Source organism: Streptomyces kanasensis, assembly GCF_043077165.1.
GTDB lineage: Bacteria > Actinomycetota > Actinomycetes > Streptomycetales > Streptomycetaceae > Streptomyces > Streptomyces changanensis.
The window spans coordinates 626,323-647,473 of record NZ_JBIBSF010000001.1; the positions used below are offsets into that span (position 1 = coordinate 626,323).

Genomic DNA, 21,151 nt, shown 5'->3' on the forward strand with positions numbered 1-21,151 from the left:
GCGCGCCAACGGGCGCGCAGCCGCCGAGGAGGAGACCGCCATGTCGCACCACACGTACCGCGTCACCGAGATCGTGGGCACCTCCCACGAGGGGCTGGACGCGGCGATCGGCAACGGCATCGCGCGGGCCGCGCAGACCCTGCACAACCTGGACTGGTTCGAGGTCACGGAGATCCGGGGGCACCTGGAGGAGGGGCGCGTGGCGCACTACCAGGTCGGGATGAAGGTCGGTTTCCGGCTCGACGGTCCGGACGCCGGCGAGGCGTGACCTCCGGCCCCGTCCCGTACGGCTCAGACCCGCACGGCGGGGCACGGACGCGGCCCGGACGAGGCCCGGCGCAGGCGCGGCCCGACCCAAGGCGCAGGCCGACCGGGCACAGGCCGACCCAGGCGCGGCGCGGCTCAGGCGCGGCGCGGCTCAGGCGCGGCGCGGCTCAGGCGCGGGCCGACCAGGCGCGGCGCGGCTCAGGCGCGGGCCGACCAGGCGCGGCGCGGCTCAGGCCGGGGTCGGATGTGCCCCGCGGCAAGCGCGGGCCGGAGCAGGCGCGCTCAGCCGCGCCCCCGACCAGGCGGGGCCCGGATGCGGGCCCGGGTCGAGCGCGGCGCGGATCAGGGCCGGCCCGGCTACAGGCCCCGGTCAAGCCCTGCCCGGATCGGGCGCCCGCATCAGGCGCGGTCCCGAACAGGCGCGCTCAGGTCCGGCCCTCCTTCTCCTGGGCCTGGCGCAGCGCGTCCGAGGCGAGCGCCCAGTCCGCGCGGACGACACGGAACCCGGCCTTCGCGGCGGCGTCGCAGACCAGCTCGTCGTCGTCGACGAGCATGCGCACCTCGCGGCTGCGGCCGATGCGGCGCAGCACCTCCAGCTTCGTCACCCTCGCCGGTCGCCGGTCGTCGTCGCGGCGCATGTGGAGGCGCCCCTCGGGCAGTCCGTGCCGGGCGATCCAGTCCAGGCTGTCGCGGCGGCACCGCTCGGGCCGGCCGGTGAGGTAGCGGATCTCGCACTGCCGCGCCGCCTCCAGGCACAGGGCGACACCGGGCGGCAGGGGCGGGTCCTGCGGGGCCGCGCCGAAGAAGCCGTCCCAGTCGCGCGGGGTGCGCTGCAGGAAGTGCTGCCGGTGCCGCGCGTCGGAGAGGGTGTTGTCCAGGTCGAACACGGCCAGGGGCCTGCTGTCGCTCGTCACCCCGCAAGCCTAGGCCGGGGACGGGGAATCACGGGGCGCGGGAGGTGTTGGACATGGCGTGAGCCTCCCAGCCGTCACCCCGCTCCCCGTCCGCCTCTCCGTCCTGGACCGCTCCCGGCTGCGGGAGGGCGGTGACGGGCCGCAGGCACTGCGGGAGACCGTCCGCCTCGCCCGGTACGCGGAGGGGTCGGGGTACCACCGGTTCTGGGTGTCGGAGCACCATGGCGTGCCCGGGGTGGCCGGTTCGGCGCCGACGGTCCTGGCGGCCGCCGTGGCCGCGGCGACGTCGACCATCCGGGTGGGGACCGGCGGGGTGATGCTCCCGAACCACCGTCCGCTGGTGGTGGCGGAGCAGTTCGGGGTGCTGGAGTCGCTGTTCCCCGGCCGGATCGACATGGGGGTGGGCCGTTCGGTGGGGTTCACGGACGGGATCCGGCGGGCGCTCGGGCACGGCAAGGAGGAGGCGGACGGCTTCGCGGAGCAGCTGGACGAGTTGCTGGGCTGGTTCCGGGGGACGCAGACGGCGCACCCCGGGGTGCGGGCCCTGCCGGCGGAGGGGTTGCGCGTGCCGCCGTTCGTGCTGGCGACCGGCGAGGGGGCGCGGATCGCGGCCGCGGCGGGGCTGCCGCTGGTCGTGGGGGACCTGAAGGGGCGGGCGAAGGTCGTCGAGGCGATCGACCGGTACCGATCCGGTTTCCGTCCCTCGCCGTGGGCGGCGGAGCCGTACGTGGTGGTGGCGGGCACGGTGGCGGTGGCCGGGACGCGGGAGGAGGCGGCGCGGATGCTGCTGCCGGAGGCGTGGTCCCTCGCGCACGCGCGGACGCGCGGTTCGTTCCCGCCGCTGGCCCCGCCGGAGGCGGTGGAGGCCCGGGCCGTGTCGGCGCGTGAGCGGGAGTACCTCGCGTCGGGGCTGCGCGGGCACGTCCACGGCACGGAGGAGCAGGTGCGGGAGGCGCTGGAGGAGGTCGTGGCGCAGACCGGTGCGGACGAGTTGCTGGTGACGACGAGCACCTACGACCGGGAGGCGCTGCGGGACTCCTTCGGGAGGCTGGCGCGCCTGGCCGGGCTGCGGCCGGGGCCGCCGCCCCGAGGGGAGGAACGGGGCGGCGGCACGTCGGGCGCCCGGGACACCCCGTAGCGCTGCCCGACGGGTCGGGTGGTGCGGCCGGCCTACGGGGTGGCGGGGCCGTGCAGTTCCCAGTCCGGCTCGCCCGGCCCGGTCGCGAGGGTGGTGTGGCGGCTGCTGCTGGACATGAAGAGAACCCCCAAGTGAGTCCCGTGGTCAGGTGCACCGGGGCGGTGGTCGGCGGCCCCGGCAGGCATATGCCTACCGGGGCCGCGCGGAGAGGGGAAATCGCGTGGCCGGTGACGACCCGGATGCGGACAACTCACCACGACCGGTACAGGGTTGAACGACATCGATCTTGTTGCCGGCGGCCTTCGCCGACGTGCGCCGGAGCGAAGTCCTCCGCGCGGGGCCACCACCGTGTGGAGATTCTTTCGCCCGGGTGCCGGCGCTGTGACGGGAGCCACAGCGTGAAGCTGTCCTTAAACCGCCCGGCGGCGGGCGGCGCGCAGCCACTCCTTGTTCATCGCCGAGATGGACGGCAGCGGGATGCCCTTGGGGCAGACCGTGGCGCACTCCCCCGCCAGCGTGCAGCCGCCGAACCCCTCGGCGTCCATCTGCGCCACCATGTCGAGGACGCGGGTCTCCCGCTCGGGCGCTCCCTGCGGCAGGACGTTGAGGTGGTTGACCTTCGCCGAGGTGAAGAGCATCGCCGAACCGTTGGGGCAGGCCGCGACGCAGGCGCCGCAGCCGATGCACTCGGCGTGCTCGAAGGCGGCGTCGGTGTCGGCCTTCGGGACGGGCGTGGCGTGCGCCTCGGGGGCGGAGCCGGTGGGGGCGCTGATGTAGCCGCCGGCCTGGATGATGCGGTCGAACGCGGACCGGTCGACCACGAGGTCCTTGACGACGGGGAAGGCGGCAGCCCGCCACGGCTCGATGTCGATGGTGGCGCCGTCCTCGAAGGCGCGCATGTGGAGCTGGCAGGTGGTGGTGCGTTCGGGGCCGTGGGCCTCGCCGTCGATCACCATGCTGCAGGCGCCGCAGATGCCTTCGCGGCAGTCGTGGTCGAAGGCGACGGGGTCCTCGCCGCGGAGGATGAGCTCCTCGTTGAGGGTGTCGAGCATCTCCAGGAACGACATGTCCCGCGAGATGCCGTCCACGTCGTAGGTGGCCATGGTGCCGGGGGCGTCGGCGTTCTTCTGGCGCCAGACGCGCAGGGTGAGCCTCATGCGTAGCTCCGCTGGGTGGGGTGGACGTACTCGAAGACCAGGTCTTCGCGGTGCAGGACGGGGGCGGCGCCGGTGCCGCGGAACTCCCAGGCGGCCGCGTAGGAGAAGGCGTCGTCCTTGCGGGCGGCCTCGCCGTCCGGGGTCTGGGACTCCTCGCGGAAGTGGCCGCCGCAGGACTCGGTGCGGTGCAGCGCGTCGAGGCACATCAGCTCGGCGAGCTCCAGGTAGTCGACGATCCGGTTGGCCTTCTCCAGGGACTGGTTGAACTCCTCGCCGGTGCCGGGGACGCGGACGCGGCGCCAGAACTCCTCGCGGATGACGGGGATCCGGTCGAGTGCCGTGCGCAGCCCCTCGTCGGTGCGGGCCATGCCGCAGTGCTCCCACATGAGTTCGCCGAGCTCCCGGTGGAAGGAGTCGGGGGTGCGGTCGCCGTCGACGGCGAGGATGCGGCGCAGCCGCTCCTCGGTCGAGTCCACGACCTCGGCGACCGCCGGGTGGTCCGCGGTGAGCGGTTCGGGGTGCGGGGCGCGCGCCAGGTAGTCGTTGATGGTCGACGGCAGGACGAAGTAGCCGTCGGCGAGGCCCTGCATCAGCGCGGAGGCGCCGAGCCGGTTGGCGCCGTGGTCGGAGAAGTTGGCCTCGCCGATCGCGAACAGGCCCGGGACGGTGGTCCGGAGGTCGTAGTCGACCCACAGGCCGCCCATCGTGTAGTGCACGGCGGGATAGATCCGCATCGGCACCTCGTACGGGTCCTCGGCGGTGATCCGCTCGTACATGTCGAAGAGGTTGCCGTACTTCTCCTCCACCGCCCGGCGGCCCATGCGGCGGATGGCGTCGGCGAAGTCCAGGTAGACGCCCTGGCCGCCGGGGCCCACGCCCCTGCCCTCGTCGCAGACGTTCTTCGCGGCGCGGGAGGCGATGTCGCGGGGCACGAGGTTGCCGAAGGAGGGGTAGATCCGCTCCAGGTAGTAGTCGCGCTCGTCCTCGGGGATCTCGTGCGGCGGCCGGTCGTCGCCGCGCGCCTTCGGCACCCAGATCCGGCCGTCGTTGCGCAGGGACTCGCTCATCAGGGTCAGCTTCGACTGGTGCTCGCCGGTGCGCGGGATGCAGGTCGGGTGGATCTGGGTGAAGCAGGGGTTGGCGAAGTACGCGCCGCGCCGGTGCGCGCGCCAGACGGCGGTCGCGTTGGAGTTCATGGCGTTGGTGGAGAGGTAGAAGACGTTGCCGTAGCCGCCGGTGGCGAGGACGACGGCGTCCGCGAAGTGCGTCTCGATCCGGCCGGTGACCAGGTCGCGGGCGACGATGCCGCGGGCCCGCCCGTCGACGACGACCAGGTCGAGCATCTCGGTGCGCGGGTGCAACTCGACGTTCCCGGCGGCGATCTGCCGGGACAGGGCCTGGTAGGCGCCGAGGAGGAGCTGCTGGCCCGTCTGCCCCCGGGCGTAGAAGGTGCGGGAGACCTGCACGCCGCCGAAGGAGCGGGTGTCGAGCAGTCCGCCGTACTCGCGGGCGAAGGGGACGCCCTGGGCGACGCACTGGTCGATGATCTCGACGGAGATCTGGGCGAGCCGGTGGACGTTGGACTCGCGGGCGCGGAAGTCGCCGCCCTTGACGGTGTCGTAGAAGAGGCGGTGGACCGAGTCGCCGTCGTTGCGGTAGTTCTTCGCGGCGTTGATGCCGCCCTGCGCGGCGATGGAGTGGGCGCGGCGCGGCGAGTCCTGGTAGCAGAACTGCACGACGCGGTAGCCCTGTTCGGCGAGGGTCGCGCCGGCGGAGCCGCCCGCGAGGCCGGTGCCGACGACGATGACGGTGTGCTTGCGGCGGTTGGCCGGGTTGACCAGCTTCGCCTCGAAGCGGCGCCGGTCCCAGCGCTCGGCGATGGGGCCCTCGGGGGCGCGGGTGTCGGCGATCGGCTCGCCCGTGGTGTAGGCGGTGTAGGTGCTCATGTCAGCTCACGACTCCGGTCATGACGGCGACGGGTACGGCGAGGAAGCCCGCCGTGAGGACCAGGGCGAGCGTGGTGGCTGCGACCTTCAGGGCGCGGTCCCGGCGGGCCTTGCCGGCGCCGAGGGTCTGGGCGGCGCTCCAGAAGCCGTGCCGGACGTGCAGTCCGACGGCGAGCATGGCCACGATGTAGATCACGTTGCCGTACCAGGTGGAGAAGGTCGCCACGACGTTCTCGTAGGGGTGCCCGGGCTGGGCGTTGGCGTTGACGGTGAGGGTCGTGAGGTCGAGCAGGTGCCAGACGACGAACAGGGCGATGATCACGCCGCCCCAGCGCATGGTGCGGGTGGCGTAGCTCGCGCGCCGGCGCCGGTGCACGTAACGGGTGGGGCGGGCCTTCCGGTCGAGCCGGCTGAGCTGGTACGCCGAGACGCCGTGGGCGACCACCGCGGTGAGCAGCACCACGCGGACGATCCACAGGCCCCACTCGTGGTGGAGGACGGGGGCGCCCATGGTGCGCAGCCAGTGGCCGTAGGCGTTGAACTCGTCGGGCCCGAAGAAGACCTTGAGGTTGCCCATGACGTGGGCGACGAGGTAGCCGAGGAGGATCAGGCCGCTGACGGCCATGACGGCCTTCTTGCCGACGGTCGATCCGAGGAGGGTGCGCCGGGGGGCGCGCGGGGACGGCGGTCGCCCGGCCGTGCCCGAGGAGTGCGTCCGCGTTGCCTGAGCCATACATGGGACGGTATGTCCGCCCTTCCGAGAGGTCCAAGACATGGTGCGGCTGAAGTCGATAGGTGTCGGCTATCGTCCCCGCTTAGGCTGGCATCATGCAGTTCCAGCAGCTCGTGTACTTCGTCGCCGTGGCCGAGACGCGGCACTTCACCCGGGCCGCCGAGCGCGTCCACGTCTCGCAGCCGTCGCTCTCACAGCAGGTGCGCGCCCTGGAGAAGGAACTGGGCGCCGAGCTGTTCAGCCGGGCCCGGGGCAACATCGCCCTGACCGACGCGGGCGAGGCGCTCCTGCCGCTCGCGCGGCGCATCCTCGCCGACGCGGACACCGCCCGGCAGGAGGTGCAGGAGCTGGTGCGGCTGCGGCGGGGGCGGGTGCGGCTGGGCGCGACGCCGAGCCTGTGCACCGGGTTGCTGCCGGAGGTCCTGCGGGCCTTCCACGCGCTGTACCCGGGCATCCGGCTCCTGATCGAGGAGGGCGGTTCGCACGACCTCGTGCGGGAGCTGGCGCGGGGCGCGCTCGACCTGGCGCTGGTCGTCCTGCCGCTGCCGACGCCGTCACCCGCGCTGACGACGGTGGAACTGCTCCGGGAGGACCTGGTGGTCGTCTCCTCGACGGCGGAGCCGGCGCCGCGGCGGCCCGTGCGGATCCGCGACCTGGAGGGGCGGCCGATGGTGATGTTCCGGCACGGGTACGACCTGCGGGAGCTGACGGTCGCCGCCTGCCGGGCGGAGGGCTTCGAGCCGTCGTTCACCGTGGAGGGCGGCGAGATGGACGCCGTCCTGGGCTTCGTGCGGGCGGGGCTGGGCGTGGCGGTGGTGCCCAGCATGGTCGCCCGGGCGGGGCGCGACCTGCGGGTGACGGCGCTGGCCCCGCCGGGGCTGCGGCGGACGATCGCGCTGGCGCACCGCAACGACGTGGCGCCGCCCCGGGCGGCCCGGGAGCTCCAGCGGGTGCTGCTCCAGTCGCTCCCGGGACGCTGAACCGCCCGGCGCCGCCGGGCCCCCCGGGCGGCTGCCGGTCCGGCCGGCCGGGCCGGGTGGTCCGGCGGGTGCTGCCGGGTCGTCCCGGGCAGGCCGGTGGTGGGTCGTCCCCGGCTGACCGCGCCGCCGGGGCGGGTGCTGCCGGGTCGCCCGGGGTGGGTCGGGCCGCCGGGTCGCGCCGGGCGGGCCGGGTGGACCGGTGGGTGCTGCCGGGTCCTCCCGGGTGGGCCGCGCCGCCGGGACGGGTGGTGCCGGATCGCCCCGGGCGGGCCGGGTCGTCCCGGGCGGCGGGCGGGGGCCAGGAGGGTGGCTGCCGGCCCCCGACGGGGGGCCGGGCCGGGGTCACACGGCGTCCGCCAGGACCAGGCGGTGGATGCGGTCGGGAGCGCCCGGGCGGGCGTAGTACCAGCCCTGGGCCGTGTCGCAGCCGAGGGCGCGCAGCTGGTCGGCCTGGGCGGCCGTCTCCACGCCCTCCACGGTGACGGCGAGCTCCAGGCTGTGCGCCAGGGAGACGATGCCCTCGACGATCTTCAGGTCGACGGGGTCCGCCGGGTGCTGCTGCATGCCGCGGGTGAAGGAGCGGTCGAGTTTGAGGACGCTGACCGGCAGGCGGCGGAGGTTGGCGAGGTTGGAGTAGCCGGTGCCGAAGTCGTCGAGCGCTATGTCGACGCCCATCTCGGCCAGCTGCCGCAGCGGCTTGAGCAGGTCCTCGTCGGCGCCGATCAGGGCGGACTCGGTGACCTCCAGGCACAGGGCGCCGGGGGCGAGGCCGGAGCGCTCCAGCACGTCGACGATGTCGGTGACGAGCCCGGGGTGGTGGAGCTGGGTGGGCGACAGGTTCACGTTGATCCGCAGCGGGCCGCCGTCGGCGTGGGGGTGTTCCCAGTACCTGGCCTGGCGCACCGCCTCCTCCAGGACCCAGCGCCCGAGCGGCACGATGAGCCCGGTGTGCTCGGCGAGCGGGATGAACCGGTCCGGGCCGAGCACGCCGTGCTGCGGGTGGCACCAGCGGACCAGCGCCTCCGCGCCGTGCACCGTGCCGTCGCCGAGGTGGACGAGCGGCTGGTACTCGATGAAGAACTCGCCCCGGTCCAGGGCCGCCGGGAGCGCGGTGGTCAGGCCGTGGCGGGTGATGGCGCGGGCGTCGGCCTCGGCGTCGGCGCGCTCGTAGCGGTTGCCGCCCGCCGACTTGGCGCGGTACATGGTGATGTCGGCGCTGCGCAGCACGTCCGCGGAGCCGCGTTCGCCGGCGCAGCCCTCGACGATGCCGATGCTGCCGCGGACGGTGATCTCCCGCCCGTCCAGGCCGATCGGGGTGGACAGGGCGTTCAGGATGCGGCCGGCGAGCTCCTCGGTGTCCTGCGGGGAGACGTCCGGGCCGGTGGTGAGGGCCACGAACTCGTCGCCGCCCAGTCGGGCGACCATCTCGCCGGGCGCGGTGGCGCAGGACTCCAGCCGGTCGGCGACCTCGACGAGGAGCCGGTCGCCCGCCGCGTGGCCGAGGCTGTCGTTGATGGCCTTGAAGCCGTCGAGGTCGAGGTAGCACAGGCCGAAGCGGGTGCCGTCGCCGGCGTTCAGGGCCTTGTCGAGGCGCTCGAAGAACAGGCTGCGGTTGGGCAGCCCGGTGAGCGCGTCGTGGGTGGCCTCGTAGCGCAGGCGCAGGTTGAGCAGGCGCCGCTCGGTGGTGTCCTCCATCAGGGCCAGCTGGTACTGGGGGCGGCCCTCGGCGTCGCGGAGCAGCGAGACCGTCAGATTGGTCCACAGGGCGGTGCCGTCGGAGCGGTAGAACGGCTTCTCCACGCGGAAGTGGTCGCGTTCGCCGCGCACCAGCTCCCCGTAGAGCTTCCAGACGTGCGGGGCGTCCTCCGGGTGGACCCACTCGGTGACGTTGCGGCCCCTGACGAGGTGTTCGAGGCCGCCGAACATGCGGGTGAGGGCCTCGTTGACGTCGAGGACGTTGCCGTCGAGGTCGGCGATGCCGATCCCGATGGCCGCCTCCTGGAAGACGGCGCGGAAGCGGGCCTCGGTGGCGTGCAGGGCCTGTTCGGCGAACGCGCGCGCGGAGAGCGCCGAGCGGGCGATGGCCTCCTGTTCGACGAGGGTCCGCTCGCGCAGCGCGCGGGCGAACCCGGCGGCCAGGGCGTGCTGGAGGCGGGCGCAGCGGGCCCGCAGGTCGTCGGCGGGCATGTCGCCGGCGCCGCAGTACAGCACCAGGTAGGAGTCGACGACGCCGAGCGTGCGGCTGAGCGCGTCGGGGTCCGTGCAGTGCGCGGCGACCAGGGCGGTACCGACGGCGTGGGCGGGCGCCGCGTCGAACGGCTGGGCGTGCAGGGCGGCGCTGAGCCGCCGCGCCAGCGGCAGCAGATGCTGTTCGAATTCGGTGCGGGTCATCGACGTGGCCGTGACCGGGAAGATGGCCCGGCTCCATATCGTCGCGAACCGCTGGAGTCTGTCCTCCAGGCCGTCCGGCTCCGCCGCGGAGCCGGACACCTGCGCCGGCGTGCTCACCCCTTGCGCCCCACCCCGGCGAAGCCCGAGAAGGCGTACGGGTCCTCCTGCTCGGGCGGGGTGTCGGGCCGCCAGTGAGGCATGGACACCAGGCCGGGCTCGACCATCTCGAACCCGTCGAAGAACCGGGCGACCTCGTCGCGGGAGCGCATCACGAGGGGGTTGCGGATGTCGCGGTAGACGCCGACGGTGCCGTCCGCCTGCGCCTCGGGGACCGGGATGCCCTCGAACGAGGCGTGGGTGAGGATGAGGAGGCTGCCGGGTGCCAGCGCCTCACGGAGCTCCTCGACCGCCTCGTAGGGCCGGTCGGAGTCCTCCAGGAAGTGCAGCACGGCGACGAGGAGCAGCGCCACCGGCCGGTCGAGGTCGAGCAGTCGGGCCACGGGCGCGCTGTGCAGCACGTCCTTCGGCTTGCGCAGGTCCGCGGCGGCGATGTCGACGCGCTCTTCGCCGTCGAGCACGGCCTTGCTGTGCGCCACGGCGACCGGGTCGTGGTCGACGTAGACGACGCGGGCGTCCGGGGTGGCGGCGAAGGCGACCTCGTGGACGTTGCCGAAGGTCGGTATGCCGGAGCCGATGTCGAGGAACTGGGTCACGCCCTCGGCGACCGCGTGGCGGACGGCGCGGCGCATGAACGCCCGGTTGGCCTGCATGATCTTCGGCAGTCCGGGCAGGAACTCCATCGCCCTGCGGGCGGCCTCGCGGTCGACTTCGAAGTTGTGGGAACCGCCCAGGTAGTAGTCGTAGATGCGGGACACGCTCGGCACCGACAGGTCGATGCCCGGCGGGGCCCAGGCGGGACGGTCCATCGAATCTCCAACAGTCGCCACGGTGATGAGGCCAGTTCCTGGCCGGTGTTCGAGCCGAGGCTACTGATCGCCCGCCGGGAGGGCGAGGGGAAACGGAAAAATGCGATCCGTTCTTCGTCACAGGCGGTGGTACGGGCGGGGCGGGCCCCGGGCGCGCGGAAGGACGGCCCGTCACTCCCGCGAGGGGAGGGAGTCGACGGGCCGCCCACCGGGCCGGAGTCGCTTGTGGGGGACTCTACTTGGGCGCTCCGACCAGCTTTCCGTCGGGCGAGACGGCGTACCAGGTGCCGCCCACGCCCTGACCGTTGGTGTCGCCGGGCTTCTTGTCACCGGCGAAGGTGTAGAGCGGCCAGCAGTCGATGGTCTGCTGGCTCTTGCCGTCGGGGCGTTCGAACGTCACGTACCCCTTGGTGGTGATGCCCTCGGTGTCGGCCTTCGCGACGGGCTCGACGACCGGCCACTTCTCCAGGCAGGCACCGGTGCAGGCGGTCTTCATCGGCCAGGCCGAGTCCTTGGTGAAGCGGTAGACGGTCCGGCCCTCGCCGTCGACGACGATCTCGCCGAGCTTCGGGTCCTCGCGGACGGAGAGCCCGGCGCGTGCGGCGGGCGCCTCCTCCCCGCCGCCGGACCCGCCGCCGGACCCTTCGTCGGACCCGCCTCCGTACCCGTCGCCGGCGCCGTCGTCCGCGGCGTCCCCGCCGCCTTCCCCCGCCGCCGGTCCCGGGGAGGCGCCCGCCGCGGCCTTCTTCCCGTCGGGTGCCGCCGCGTACCAGGTCCCGCCGACGCCGTGGCCGTTGGTGTCACCGGCCTTGGTGTCCTTGGCGTACCGGTACATCGGCCAGCCGTCGACGGTCAGCTGCTTGGTGCCGTCGGGCCGGGTGAGCGCGCCGAGCAGCGCGGAGTCGACACCCGCCGGGGCCTTGGCGCCCTCCGCGGAGACGACGGGCCACGCCGTGGCGCAGTCGCCCTCGCAGGCGGACTTGGGCGGGTCGGCGGAGTCCTTGTCGAACCGGTAGAGGGTGCGGCCCTCCGCGTCGGTGAGGACGTCGCCGTTCGCCGTGCCCTTGCGGACGGCCAGCTGGCCGGCGGGCGTGGAGGCTGCCCCGGAGGACGCCGCGCCGGAGCCGTAGGCGCCGCCGTAGTCCTTCCCCCCGTATCCCGCGCCCTCGCCGGGGGCGCCCGCGGGGGCCGCGGCGCCCACGGACTGCCCGCCGATGCGGTCCCCCTCGTCCTGACCGCAGGCCGTCAGGGTCAGCAGGGCCGCCACCGCCGTCGCCGCGAGCGCCGTGTCGCGCCAGTTCCTCATCTCAGCTCCCGTCGTGTCGAGTTGCTCGCGGCGTCCGCCGTGCGCCGTTCACGGTCCTAGGTACGGACACGGGGGCCGGAAGTGTTCAACGCCGACCCGAAGTCGCCGGGCGGCGGGCGCGCCTGACGGTGGCACGCACGTGCGAGCGAAACCTCCCATCAGGGGAATCACCGCGCTCGGGCGGACGGTGACTCGTTGGTCGGATCATGCTCTTCGGCGTGTATGGATCCCTCGTCGCGCGGGCGGTGGCGGGCGGTGTGCTCGCCTGGCCGCTCGTGCTCTCCCCCGCCCTCGCGCCGTCGGCGGCGGCCGACAGCTGCGCGCACGCGTCGACCGGCCCCGGTGGGACCCACGCGGTGTCCGTCGCCGGCGGCTCGTCCTGTACGCCCCGCCCCACGCCCCCCTGGCCGACACCGCGCCCGACGCCCTCCCCCGGCCCCTCGCCGCACCCGACGCCCAGCCCCTCCGCGCCGCGGCCGTCACCGCCCGCGCCGTCACCGGCCGCGCCGTCGACCGCCCCGCGGCCGGAGCCGCCCGCCGTGAGCACGGCACCGGCCACCGCCCGGCCGCCCGACCGTCCGGCGGCGCCCCCGGCGCCGCCACCGCCCGCCCGTCCGGCGCCGCAGGCACCGCCGCCCGCCTCGCCCCCGGTGCCCCGGCCGGCGCCGACGGCCGCGCCGGCGCCCCCGGTCCCGTACCCGCTGCCCGCCTACCGGGCCGCCCAGCGCCCGAAGCCGAAGCGCGGGCCGTCGATGGTGTCGATGATGCTCCTGCTCACGGCGCCCGCCGTCTTCGCCGCCGCCATCCTGCGCCCCCGCTCGCGCTGACCCCACGGCCGCCGCGCCGCCCCCACCGCCCCGCGCCGCCGCGCCCCGCACCCTGAGACCCCCACCCCGAGACCGAGACCGAGAGAGAGTTCCCGTGTCGGAATGGCTTGTCCTGACCCTGGCGATGGCCGCCGCGTGCGCGGTCGTCCTCGCCATCGCCGTCATCAACAACCGCCGCATCGGCGAGGACGACGACCCGACCGAGACGCCGGACGTCATGGAGTACATGACGATGATGATCGGCGTGGTCTACGCGATCGTCCTCGGGCTGGCCATCGCCGGCGTCTGGGAGGGGCGCGGCACCGCGCAGGAGAGCGTCCGCCAGGAGGCGCAGGCCCTGCACGAGGTGAGCGTGCGCTCGGAGGTGTGGCCCGCCGACGTGCGCCGGCGGATCCGGGCCGACGTGGAGGCGTACGTCCGGCACGTGGTGGGCCCGGAGTGGGAGGCCATGGCGGAGCACGGCGAGCTGACGGACGAGGGCACGGAGCTGTTGCACCAGGTGCGGCGCTCGGTCACCTCGTACCGGCCGGCCGACGCGCACCAGGCGGAGGCGTACCAGCCGCTGGTCGACCAGGTCGCCGCGGCGGACGACGCGCGCAGCGTCCGGGCGGACTCGGCGGGCGAGACCATGCCGGGCGTCGTGTGGTTCGGGCTGATCACCGGGGCGTTGGTCGCGGTGGGGCTGATCTTCGCGCTGCAGATCCGGCGGACGTTCCGGGAACTGCTGCTGGCGGGGCTGTACAGCGCCCTGATCGCCTTCCTGCTCTTCCTGATCTGGGTGATCGACGCCCCGTTCGGCCGGGGCGTGTCGGCCACCACGGAGCCGTTCCTGCGCGCCTTCCCGTACCTCGGCGGCTGAGCCGGGCCCCTCTGTGGGCCGTACGGGTGACCCATTGCCCCGTTCGCCCGACCGGACTCGCGGGTGTGGTAGTGGGCTCCTAGCGTTCCCGGCACAGAGGGTCATTTCGATGGTTTCGCGGAAGTCCGTTCCGCAGTGCCCCTCGGGACCGGAGGACTCTTCATGCGCGCGATAGGTGCCGCTTCCGCCGCTCTGCTCGGAGCGGCGGCTCTCGCCCTCACCGCACCCCCAGCGGCCGCGGTGGATCCGTACGTCGTCTCCCCTTCGACCGTCAACCCGGGCGGCCGGGTCGTCCTCTCCGCGCCCGGTTGCACGGGGACCGCCATCGCGTCGTCGGGCATCTTCGACGCCGTGTCCATCCCCGCGGGCGGTTCGGCGACGGCCACCGTGGACTGGGACGCCCGCCGGGGCGCCGTCTACACGGTCTCCTTCACCTGCGCCGGCGGTGCCCCCGGCACCGCGCGGCTGAGGGTCGCCGCGGGGACGACCAGCTCGACCGCCGCGCCGACCGTCACGCGGACGGCGACGGTGACCCCGGCGCCGTCCGGCGTCCGGGGCGGCCTGGGCGGCAGCGTCGGCGGCTGGAACGCCGGCGAGCTGGCGGCCGGTACGGGCCTCGTGGTCGCCGCGGCGACCGGCGTGGTCTACGCACTGCGCCGCAGGGCGGAGAGCCGCCGCCACTGAGCCCGCCCCACCGGCGTGGTTCCACCTGCGTGGATCACCACCACACGCCCGACGCCCCGAGTCCTGGCAGGGACTCGGGGCGTCGGGCGTGTTCGGCGTCGGGCGTGTCCGGCCGACCGGGAGGTTCTGCCGATCAGACCCGTCCGGCGCTCGGACGGCGACGGCGGATGAGGAACAGGCCGCCGCCGAGGGCCGCGCTGCCCGCGAGCACCGCGCCGACGGCCACCTCGGTCGAGGTGGGCGTCATCGAGCCGCCCAGACCGCCCTCCGCGCCGCGGCCGCGGATGACCCGGAAGGTCCGGGTGACCACCCGGGAGCTGTCGCTGCACCGGACGGCCAGGTTGTACTGGCCCGGGGTGGCGTGGTCGTAGATCCGCGGGGTGGCCGCGGAGTGCCCCGAGGAGTTGACCGTGAGGGCCGTCTTCGGGAACGCGTTGGACGACACGGTGCCGCCGTGGCCGCACCCCATGGCGCTGACCGCCAGGCTGCCGCCCTGGTGCACCTGGGTCGGGGAGACCGTGACGTTGGTCGGACCGTTGTTGGCGGCGGCGGTCGGAGCCGTGGCCCCGATCACCGCGCAGGCGGTGGCGGCCACCGCGAGGGCGCGTGAAGCACGCATCGTTGAACCTCCAGTGGAAGACGCCCCAAAGCGGTGCTCCGGGAGATCGACGGATGCGCCTTCCATGACGAACCCTCACCACAGAGCGCGCCTCCCGCACGTCGGCGCTGCGCCACCCCGGTGAGGCGGCGCACCCGCCCGGCGGGTACGGGTGGCGACCCCACCGCAGGTCACACACCGTCAGGGCGCCTCCACTGATGACCCGGACGGTTGATCACCCGTCCGCCGCGCCGCCACCCGTTCGCACGCGCCGGGATCGCCGGGGGCGCGGGAGCCGCTTACGGTGCCGGGAGAGGCCACGAAGGGAGAAGCATGGGCCTGGAGCGCAGAGGCATCGGGGACCGAAGTGCCTGGGACGTGATCAGGGGCCGCCAGCCCTGGGGCGCGCTGGCGCTCGTCATGCTGACCGGCCTCGCGATGATGCGGAACGGGGTCGACGCCTCCTCGGGGCCGCCGCAGCCCGCCGCCGCCGCGACGTCGGGGGCCCGGCAGGTCGTGGCCGCGCCGACGCCGTCGGCCGGGCTGCGCCCGCTGGCGTACGCGCCGGCCTCCCGGGTGAGGATCGAGGCGCTGAAGGTGGACGCGCCCGTCATCGACGTGGGCCTGGACCAGGAGGGGTGGATCAGCGCGCCGCCACCGCAGGACCCGAACCTGGCGGGCTGGTACCAGAACGGCATCTCGCCCGGGCAGCGCGGCACGGCGGTCGTCGTCGGGCACGTCGACAACGAGTCCGGGCCCGCCGTCTTCTACCGCCTGGGCGCCCTCCGGCCCGGCCAGCGCGTCGAGGTGACCCGCTACGACGGCCGCGTGGCGGTCTTCCAGGTGTACGGCGTCGAGGTGTTCTCGAAGGACGACTTCCCGGGGGTGCGGGTGTACGGCGACACCGGCCACCCCGAGCTGCGGGTGATCACCTGCGGTGGCGGTTACTCACGCGCGGGCGGCTACGACGGCAACGTCGTGGTCTTCGCCCGGATGGTCGCCACCCGCTGACCCGCTCCCCCGCCGATCCCCCGGACCGGCCCCACCCGGTGGCGGCCCCGGCCCCGTCCCACCCGGCCGGCACGGTCCCGCCCTGCACCGGCCCCGTCCTGCCCCACCCCGTGGCGGTCACGCCCTGCACCGGCCCCGTCCTGCCCCACCCGGTGGCGGCCCCGGCCCCGTCCCACCCGGCCGGCACGGTCCCGCCCTGCACCGGCCCCGTCCTGCCCCACCCGGTGGCGGTCCCACCCTGCGCCTGCCTGCCCCGGTCGTGTCCGGCATCGGCCCCCGCGACCCGTCCCCTCCCCGGCGGCGCGTTACGCCCCCGGCGGCGCGGGCACGGGCCCGGCAGCACGGACCCGTGGTCGCGGGCCGTGGGGCGGGTGCCCGCGGGCCGGCCGCGGGCACCGGCCGCCGGGGTCACCGGCGGGGGACCGTGATGTGGTAGCCCTCGTCCACGAGCCGCGGCAGGTAGGTCCGCAGGGCGCGCACGGTCTGCGAGCGGTCGCCGCCCGCGTCGTGGGAGAGCACGACGACGCCGGGCCCCGCGCCGTCCAGGACGCGGCGCACGATGGTCGACGTCCCCGGTTCCTTCCAGTCGAGGGTGTCGACGGTCCAGGCGAGCGGCTCCATGCCGAGTTCTGCGCCGATCTCGAAGGACAACCGGTTCCAGGCGCCGAAGGGCGCGCGGTACCAGAGCGGGGCGGAGCCGAGCGTCCGCTCGATCACGTCGCTCGTGGAACCGAGTTCCCGGCGGATGCGGGACGGCGGGAGCTTGGGGATCAGGGGGTGGGACCAGGAGTGGTTGCCGACGACGTGTCCGTCCTCGGCCATCCGCCGCAGCAGGTCGGGGTGGCGGACGGCCATCTCGCCGCAGACGAAGAACATCGCGCGCACGCCGTGGTGCCGCAGGGTGGTGAGGATGGCGGGGGTGTACCGCGGGTCCGGACCGTCGTCGAAGGTCAGCACCATGGTGTTGCCGGTCCCGGAGACGCGCAGGAAGGGCCGTTGCCGCACGGGCGGCAGGGCCCGCCGGAAGCGCGGTGGCGCGTACGCCGTCATGGGCTGGAGCCGGTACGCGGAAGGCGCTTGGCGCGGCCCTGCCACGGGACCCGCGGCGGGCGCGGGCGCCGGTTTCGCCGCGGTGTGCGTGCCGGGTGGGGACGTAGGGCGCGCGGTGGGGGCGGGCGCGCCGGGCGGGGCCGCCCGGTCGACGGTGAACAGGCCGACGGTGGTGGTGGCGCCCAGGGCGGCGGCGATGCGCAGCACCATCCGCCGCCCGGAAGGCATCTGGTCCTTTTTCATGACCAATGCTCCGCACGGGCGACCCCTGGATCGGGTGTGCGACACCGGACGCGCGGGGCGATTGCACCCGTTGGGACGAGCGGCGCCGGGGGCCGGCGACGGCCCTACTCCCCGCGCACCAGGCCGTCGGCCGCGGCCCCGCGGCCGAGGACCGCGGCGCTGATCCGGTCGCGCAGCGGGACGAGACCGGTGGCACCCGCGGCGATGGCGGCGGTCAGGTCGACGACGCGGTTGCCGCCGGTGTCGTACCACTGCGGGAGGTACTCGGCGCGGGTGACCTCCCAGCGGCGGCCGGGCGCGGCCGGCGGGGTGAAGGTGAAGCGGGCGATGGTGCCCTCGTTGCCGCGCGGGTCGTGGGCGCCCGAGTGGTCGACCATGGGGCCGGCGATCTGGTCGCCCATGCCGTAGACGATCCAGGTGCCGTTGACCTTCTCGTACGCCTGGGGGACGTGGGCGTGCGTGCCGAGGATGAGGTCGACGTCGGGGCGGCCGCCGGTGGTGGCCGCCGTGAGGGCGCGGCCGAGGGAGAGTTGCCGCCGGTCGGGGGCGGTCTGCCACTCGGTGCCCCAGTGGAGGCTGACGACGACGATGTCGGCGCCCGCCTCGCGGGCGGCGCGGGCGTCGCTGAGGACGCGGCCCTCGTCGATGAGGTTGACGGACCACGGCCGGTCGGCGGGGACCGGGATGCCGTTGGTGCCGTAGGTGTAGGCGAGGTGCGCGACGTCGGCGCCGCCGGCCTTCAGGAGGGTGGGGGTGTTCGCCTCCTCGGCGGTGCGGGCGGACCCGGCGTGGCGGACGCCCGCCCGGTCGAGGTGGTCGAGGGTGCGGCGGATGCCGTCGGTGCCGTCGTCGAGGGTGTGGTTGGAGGCGGTGGAGCAGGAGTCGTAGCCGGTGGCGCGCAGGGCGGCGGCGATCTCGGGCGGGGAGGTGAAGGCCGGGTAGCCGGCGAAGGGGCCGCCGTCCTCGCCGTAGACGGTCTCCATGTGGCAGATGGCCAGGTCGGCGCGGGAGATGACGGGCGCCACGCCGGCGAGCATGGGGCGGAAGTCGTAGCCGTCGCCGCCCGCGTCGGCGTTGGCCTGGCGGATGACCGAGTCGTGCGGCAGGACGTCGCCGGTGGCGGCGAGGGTGAACGGCCGGGTGGCGGGGCCGGGGCCGCCGGCGGAGGCGTGCACGGGTGGGGCGGGGGCACGGGGCGGGCGGGCCTCCGTGCAGCCGGCCGCGGTCGCGGAGAGCAGGACGGTGGCCGCGACGGCCGCCGTCCGCCGGACGCGCAGTGTCATCGGTGGGCTCCCTGGGTCGGAAGGGACGGGTGAGCTCCCTGCATCCACCGAGGACATAGACGCCAAGCGGTATGGCAATAGGAAAAATGTGGCAGATTCACTGAATGGGGGTCATGTCCCTCCGCCGACCGTTCGCCGCACCATTCGCCGCTCGGTGCGACCGCTCGCCGCACGCCTCGGTGCGTCGCCTGTCCCCGCGGCCCCCGATGCGCTCGGATACGGCTCTGGGTCCTGGAGCCGGCGGGAAGGGAAGTGAACGATGACGACGGCGACGACCACCACGGACGAGCGGGCCTTGGAGGAGCTGCAGCGGGAGCACGGCCCCGCACTGCTGAACTACCTGCTCGGCCTCACCTACGGCGACCAGCAGCGCGCCGAGGACCTCCTCCAGGAGACGCTGGTCCGGGCGTGGCAGCACCCGGAGGCGTTCGAGGCGCCGTACGCGTCGATGCGGCCGTGGCTGTTCACCGTGGCGCGGCGGCTGGCCATCGACGCGCGGCGCTCCCGGCTGGCGCGCCCGACGGAGATCGGCGACGGGGTGCTGGCCTCCACGCCCGACCCGGCGGACGCCACCGAGTCCGCGGTGGCCGCGCTCGACGTGCGGGCGGCGGTGGCGGAGCTGAGCCCGGCCCACCGCGACGTGCTGGAGCGCATCTACTTCGACGGGCTGTCCGTCAGCGAGGCCGCGGAACGGCTCGGCATACCCGCCGGGACGGTCAAGTCGCGCTCGTACTACGCGCTGCGGGCCCTCGGGCGCTGTCTGCCGGGCTACAGCCGGGCGTTCCCCGCCCCGGTGCGCGACGGCGCGACGGCGAACGGCGCGGTGGGGCGGGGCGGGCTGTCCCCCGCGGGCCGCGCCGGCGGCTGAGCCCGCCCGCCTCTGCGGGCGCACCGGATGTGTTCCTTCCCGCGCGTAACGGCACGGACGGGAACGTATGCGAAACCACACCGTCAAGTTGTGCAAAGAGCGGCCGCACGCCCCGCCTTTCGGTGGAGGCTCGTCTTTCAGGGGTGCGTGGCCGAGTTACGCGCGGAAGAACGTCCGGGAGAAGGTGGGAACGTTGCGGCCCGAGAGCACGAACGGCACCGGCGGGGGCGGTCTGGCCGTCCCGATGGACTGGCTGTGTGCCGAGTACCTGGCCGATGAGCTGCTGCGGACGGGCGGGCTGGTGGAGACCGGCTCCCTGGAGTACGTGGCGGGGCGCCGGACGCTCGCGCTGACGATCTACCTGAGCGACGGCGCGGCCCCCGAGGACCAGCTCGACGAGTGGCTGGACCGCACCTCGTACGACCACCCGTGGCAGGACTGGGTGCGCGCCCGGCTGACCGAGCGGCGGGCGCGCGAGGGCGACGGCGAGCCGGGGGTGGCCCTGGCGTTGGAGACCTGGCGGCTGCTGGAGGAGACCCTGCTGCTCGCCGCCGACCTCGGCGCCCTGCCCGCGCCGCCCGCGACGGGGCTCGTGGTCGACGAGTCCGCGCAGGTGTGGCTGCCCTCCTGGCAGCTGGGTCTGCCGCTCGGCCATCTGGCGCTGCACCTGTACTGAGCCGGGCCGGCCGGGCCCGCGCGGTCCGGCCGGAGGCCGGGGAGGCGCTGTTGCCCCGGGCGTCCGTGCCGGTCATCCTGGTCGCGGCCGCCGGCCCCGCCGGCGTCCGCACCGAGCGCGTGGACCGGACGGCTGGGGCGGGAGTGGTGGTCTGGATGGTCGCGATTCCCGTGCCGCGCGGGGTGACCGTGGGCGTCGAGGAGGAGTTCCTCCTCGTCGACGCGGTCGACGGCACCCCCGTGGGCGGGTGCGACGACGTACTGGCAGCGGACCGGGCCCGGCCGGAGGGCGGCGGGGGCCGGGAGTTCCAGCGGGAGCTGCTGCCGACCATGGTGGAGACCGCCACGGACGTCTGCACGGACCTCACCGGGCTCCGTACGGAACTGGCCGCCGCGCGGGCGCGGCTGGACCGGGCGGCGCGCAAGGCGGGGCTGCGGCCGCTCGCCAGCGGTACCGCGCCCATGGCCGCCCCGGCCCGCACGGTCACACCCACGCCGCACTACCGGCAGATGGCCCGGCTGTACGGGCGGCTGACGGACGAGACCGAGACGTGCGGCTGCCACGTGCACGTCGGCGTACCGGACCGCGAGACGGCCGTCGCGGTCCTCGGCCACCTGCGGCCCTGGCTGCCGGTACTGCTCGCGCTCTCCGCGAACTCGCCCTACCACCGGGGCGCGGACACCGGTCACGCCAGCTGGCGCACGCTCGTCCTGGCCCGCTGGCCGACCCACCAGATCCCGCCCCGCTTCACCTCCGCCGCGCACTACGACCGCACCGTCGCCGCCCTGCGCGGGACCGGCGTCCTGCCCGCCCGGGCGGCCAACGCGTACTGGCTGGCGCGCCCCTCCCACCACCTGCCGACCGTCGAGGTGCGCGTCGCGGACGTCACGCCGAGCGTCGACGAGGCGGTCCTCCAGGCCGGGCTGACCCGGGCGCTGGTCACCTCGGCGCTGGACGCGGTCTCCCGCGGCCGCCCGGCGCCGGACCCGCCCGACCACATGCTGGCCGCGGCCCTGTGGACGGCGGCCCGCCACGGGCTGCGCGGTCCGGCCGTCCACCCCGTGACCGGAGCGCGCGTTCCGGCCGCCGACGCGGTGCGGGCGCTGCTCACCCGGGTGCGGCCGGCGCTGGAGGCGAGCGGGGACGCGCGTGAGGTGACCGCGCTGGTGGAGGCGGTGCTCGCCCACGGCACGGGCGCCGAGCGGCAGCGCCGCCGCGCCGACCCCGCCACCCCGTGGACGGCGCTGTAGCGCCCCGCCCCGCGCGGCCCCCGGGCCCGGCCGACCTGCCCCGC

20 protein-coding genes are annotated in these 21,151 nt (G+C 75.0%); 10 read left to right on the forward strand and 10 right to left on the reverse strand.

Annotated features, from left to right (window positions below):
• The first annotated feature begins 40 nt into the window (after positions 1-40).
• Positions 41-268: a dodecin gene (locus tag ACF053_RS02735; RefSeq protein WP_391952121.1), complete on the forward strand. Its 228-nt coding sequence runs from the start codon at positions 41-43 to the stop codon at positions 266-268.
• Between the two features lie 424 nt (positions 269-692).
• On the opposite strand, the gene ACF053_RS02740 is transcribed toward ACF053_RS02735, so the two are convergent.
• Positions 693-1,181 (reverse strand): phosphatase domain-containing protein, encoded by a 489-nt coding sequence (locus tag ACF053_RS02740; RefSeq protein ID WP_391952122.1) that lies wholly within the window; start codon positions 1,179-1,181, stop codon positions 693-695.
• A gap of 58 nt (positions 1,182-1,239) precedes the next feature.
• Here ACF053_RS02740 and ACF053_RS02745 point away from each other — a divergent pair, with 58 nt between their 5' ends.
• Positions 1,240-2,319 (forward strand): MsnO8 family LLM class oxidoreductase, encoded by a 1,080-nt coding sequence (locus tag ACF053_RS02745; RefSeq protein ID WP_391952123.1) that lies wholly within the window; start codon positions 1,240-1,242, stop codon positions 2,317-2,319.
• A gap of 410 nt (positions 2,320-2,729) precedes the next feature.
• On the opposite strand, the gene ACF053_RS02750 is transcribed toward ACF053_RS02745, so the two are convergent.
• From ACF053_RS02750 to ACF053_RS02760, 3 genes are read right to left on the reverse strand one after another with little or no spacing between them, the layout of a single operon-like run.
• The gene (locus ACF053_RS02750) at positions 2,730-3,476 is read right to left on the reverse strand and encodes a succinate dehydrogenase/fumarate reductase iron-sulfur subunit (protein WP_391952124.1); all 747 of its coding nucleotides are present in this window, start codon (positions 3,474-3,476) and stop codon (positions 2,730-2,732) included.
• Positions 3,473-5,422, reverse strand: coding sequence for a fumarate reductase/succinate dehydrogenase flavoprotein subunit (locus ACF053_RS02755; protein WP_391952125.1), 1,950 nt, complete (start codon positions 5,420-5,422; stop codon positions 3,473-3,475). Before ACF053_RS02755 ends, ACF053_RS02750 begins: the two co-directional genes overlap by 4 nt.
• A 1-nt stretch (position 5,423) precedes the next feature.
• Positions 5,424-6,155, reverse strand: coding sequence for a succinate dehydrogenase cytochrome b subunit (locus ACF053_RS02760; protein ID WP_391952126.1), 732 nt, complete (start codon positions 6,153-6,155; stop codon positions 5,424-5,426).
• Between the two features lie 95 nt (positions 6,156-6,250).
• Here ACF053_RS02760 and ACF053_RS02765 point away from each other — a divergent pair, with 95 nt between their 5' ends.
• Positions 6,251-7,135, forward strand: coding sequence for a LysR family transcriptional regulator (locus ACF053_RS02765; RefSeq protein ID WP_391952127.1), 885 nt, complete (start codon positions 6,251-6,253; stop codon positions 7,133-7,135).
• Between the two features lie 342 nt (positions 7,136-7,477).
• Here the strand turns inward: ACF053_RS02765 and ACF053_RS02770 are convergent, their stop codons facing one another.
• The 3 genes from ACF053_RS02770 to ACF053_RS02780 form a co-directional block, all read right to left on the reverse strand.
• On the reverse strand, positions 7,478-9,643 hold the full coding sequence (locus ACF053_RS02770; RefSeq protein ID WP_391952128.1) for a putative bifunctional diguanylate cyclase/phosphodiesterase: 2,166 nt from the start codon (positions 9,641-9,643) through the stop codon (positions 7,478-7,480).
• Positions 9,640-10,452 (reverse strand): SAM-dependent methyltransferase, encoded by an 813-nt coding sequence (locus ACF053_RS02775; protein ID WP_391952129.1) that lies wholly within the window; start codon positions 10,450-10,452, stop codon positions 9,640-9,642. The genes ACF053_RS02770 and ACF053_RS02775 overlap by 4 nt, the downstream gene beginning before the upstream one ends.
• 235 nt (positions 10,453-10,687) lie before the next feature.
• On the reverse strand, positions 10,688-11,758 hold the full coding sequence (locus tag ACF053_RS02780) for an SCO0930 family lipoprotein (protein ID WP_391952130.1): 1,071 nt from the start codon (positions 11,756-11,758) through the stop codon (positions 10,688-10,690).
• Positions 11,759-12,297: 539 nt separating this feature from the next.
• Here ACF053_RS02780 and ACF053_RS02785 point away from each other — a divergent pair.
• From ACF053_RS02785 to ACF053_RS02795, 3 genes are all read left to right on the forward strand, one after another.
• Positions 12,298-12,585, forward strand: coding sequence for a hypothetical protein (locus ACF053_RS02785; RefSeq protein ID WP_391952131.1), 288 nt, complete (start codon positions 12,298-12,300; stop codon positions 12,583-12,585).
• A gap of 94 nt (positions 12,586-12,679) precedes the next feature.
• Positions 12,680-13,444, forward strand: coding sequence for a bestrophin-like domain (locus ACF053_RS02790; RefSeq protein WP_391952132.1), 765 nt, complete (start codon positions 12,680-12,682; stop codon positions 13,442-13,444).
• 162 nt (positions 13,445-13,606) lie between these two features.
• Positions 13,607-14,128 carry a hypothetical protein gene (locus ACF053_RS02795; RefSeq protein WP_391952133.1) on the forward strand — a complete coding sequence of 174 codons (522 nt, stop codon included), beginning with the start codon at positions 13,607-13,609 and terminating at the stop codon, positions 14,126-14,128.
• A 133-nt stretch (positions 14,129-14,261) separates the two neighbouring features.
• Here the strand turns inward: ACF053_RS02795 and ACF053_RS02800 are convergent, their stop codons facing one another.
• Positions 14,262-14,747 carry a hypothetical protein gene (locus tag ACF053_RS02800; RefSeq protein WP_391952134.1) on the reverse strand — a complete coding sequence of 162 codons (486 nt, stop codon included), beginning with the start codon at positions 14,745-14,747 and terminating at the stop codon, positions 14,262-14,264.
• Between the two features lie 312 nt (positions 14,748-15,059).
• On the opposite strand from ACF053_RS02800, the gene ACF053_RS02805 reads away from it, so the two are divergent.
• Positions 15,060-15,737, forward strand: coding sequence for a class F sortase (locus ACF053_RS02805; RefSeq protein ID WP_058943900.1), 678 nt, complete (start codon positions 15,060-15,062; stop codon positions 15,735-15,737).
• Between the two features lie 408 nt (positions 15,738-16,145).
• On the opposite strand, the gene ACF053_RS02810 is transcribed toward ACF053_RS02805, so the two are convergent.
• Together ACF053_RS02810 and ACF053_RS02815 are read right to left on the reverse strand one after the other, a co-directional pair.
• On the reverse strand, positions 16,146-17,030 hold the full coding sequence (locus ACF053_RS02810; protein ID WP_391952135.1) for a polysaccharide deacetylase family protein: 885 nt from the start codon (positions 17,028-17,030) through the stop codon (positions 16,146-16,148).
• Between the two features lie 104 nt (positions 17,031-17,134).
• The gene (locus tag ACF053_RS02815; RefSeq protein ID WP_391952136.1) at positions 17,135-18,313 is read right to left on the reverse strand and encodes a CapA family protein; all 1,179 of its coding nucleotides are present in this window, start codon (positions 18,311-18,313) and stop codon (positions 17,135-17,137) included.
• Positions 18,314-18,572: 259 nt separating this feature from the next.
• Here ACF053_RS02815 and ACF053_RS02820 point away from each other — a divergent pair, with 259 nt between their 5' ends.
• From ACF053_RS02820 to ACF053_RS02830, 3 genes are all read left to right on the forward strand, one after another.
• Positions 18,573-19,181, forward strand: a complete 609-nt coding sequence (locus ACF053_RS02820) for a sigma-70 family RNA polymerase sigma factor (protein ID WP_391952137.1) — start codon at positions 18,573-18,575, stop codon at positions 19,179-19,181.
• A gap of 193 nt (positions 19,182-19,374) precedes the next feature.
• Positions 19,375-19,857: a hypothetical protein gene (locus tag ACF053_RS02825; RefSeq protein ID WP_391952138.1), complete on the forward strand. Its 483-nt coding sequence runs from the start codon at positions 19,375-19,377 to the stop codon at positions 19,855-19,857.
• A gap of 50 nt (positions 19,858-19,907) precedes the next feature.
• Entirely contained in the window at positions 19,908-21,107 is a 1,200-nt protein-coding gene (locus tag ACF053_RS02830) for a carboxylate-amine ligase (protein WP_391952139.1), read from the forward strand.
• The last annotated feature ends 44 nt before the right edge of the window (positions 21,108-21,151 follow it).

Excerpts from the sequence above, each read along its gene's own strand:
- ACF053_RS02795 (WP_391952133.1), top strand. The coding sequence starts at position 13,607 with ATGCGCGCGATAGGTGCCGCTTCCGCCGCTCTGCTCGGAGCGGCGGCT.
- ACF053_RS02805 (WP_058943900.1), top strand. The coding sequence starts at position 15,060 with ATGGGCCTGGAGCGCAGAGGCATCGGGGACCGAAGTGCCTGGGACGTG.
- ACF053_RS02750 (WP_391952124.1), bottom strand. The coding sequence starts at position 3,476 with ATGAGGCTCACCCTGCGCGTCTGGCGCCAGAAGAACGCCGACGCCCCC.
- ACF053_RS02735 (WP_391952121.1), top strand. The coding sequence starts at position 41 with ATGTCGCACCACACGTACCGCGTCACCGAGATCGTGGGCACCTCCCAC.
- ACF053_RS02775 (WP_391952129.1), bottom strand. The coding sequence starts at position 10,452 with ATGGACCGTCCCGCCTGGGCCCCGCCGGGCATCGACCTGTCGGTGCCG.
- ACF053_RS02755 (WP_391952125.1), bottom strand. The coding sequence starts at position 5,422 with ATGAGCACCTACACCGCCTACACCACGGGCGAGCCGATCGCCGACACC.
- ACF053_RS02800 (WP_391952134.1), bottom strand. The coding sequence starts at position 14,747 with ATGCGTGCTTCACGCGCCCTCGCGGTGGCCGCCACCGCCTGCGCGGTG.
- ACF053_RS02760 (WP_391952126.1), bottom strand. The coding sequence starts at position 6,155 with ATGGCTCAGGCAACGCGGACGCACTCCTCGGGCACGGCCGGGCGACCG.
- ACF053_RS02820 (WP_391952137.1), top strand. The coding sequence starts at position 18,573 with ATGACGACGGCGACGACCACCACGGACGAGCGGGCCTTGGAGGAGCTG.
- ACF053_RS02780 (WP_391952130.1), bottom strand. The coding sequence starts at position 11,758 with ATGAGGAACTGGCGCGACACGGCGCTCGCGGCGACGGCGGTGGCGGCC.
- ACF053_RS02815 (WP_391952136.1), bottom strand. The coding sequence starts at position 18,313 with ATGACACTGCGCGTCCGGCGGACGGCGGCCGTCGCGGCCACCGTCCTG.
- ACF053_RS02765 (WP_391952127.1), top strand. The coding sequence starts at position 6,251 with ATGCAGTTCCAGCAGCTCGTGTACTTCGTCGCCGTGGCCGAGACGCGG.
- ACF053_RS02810 (WP_391952135.1), bottom strand. The coding sequence starts at position 17,030 with ATGAAAAAGGACCAGATGCCTTCCGGGCGGCGGATGGTGCTGCGCATC.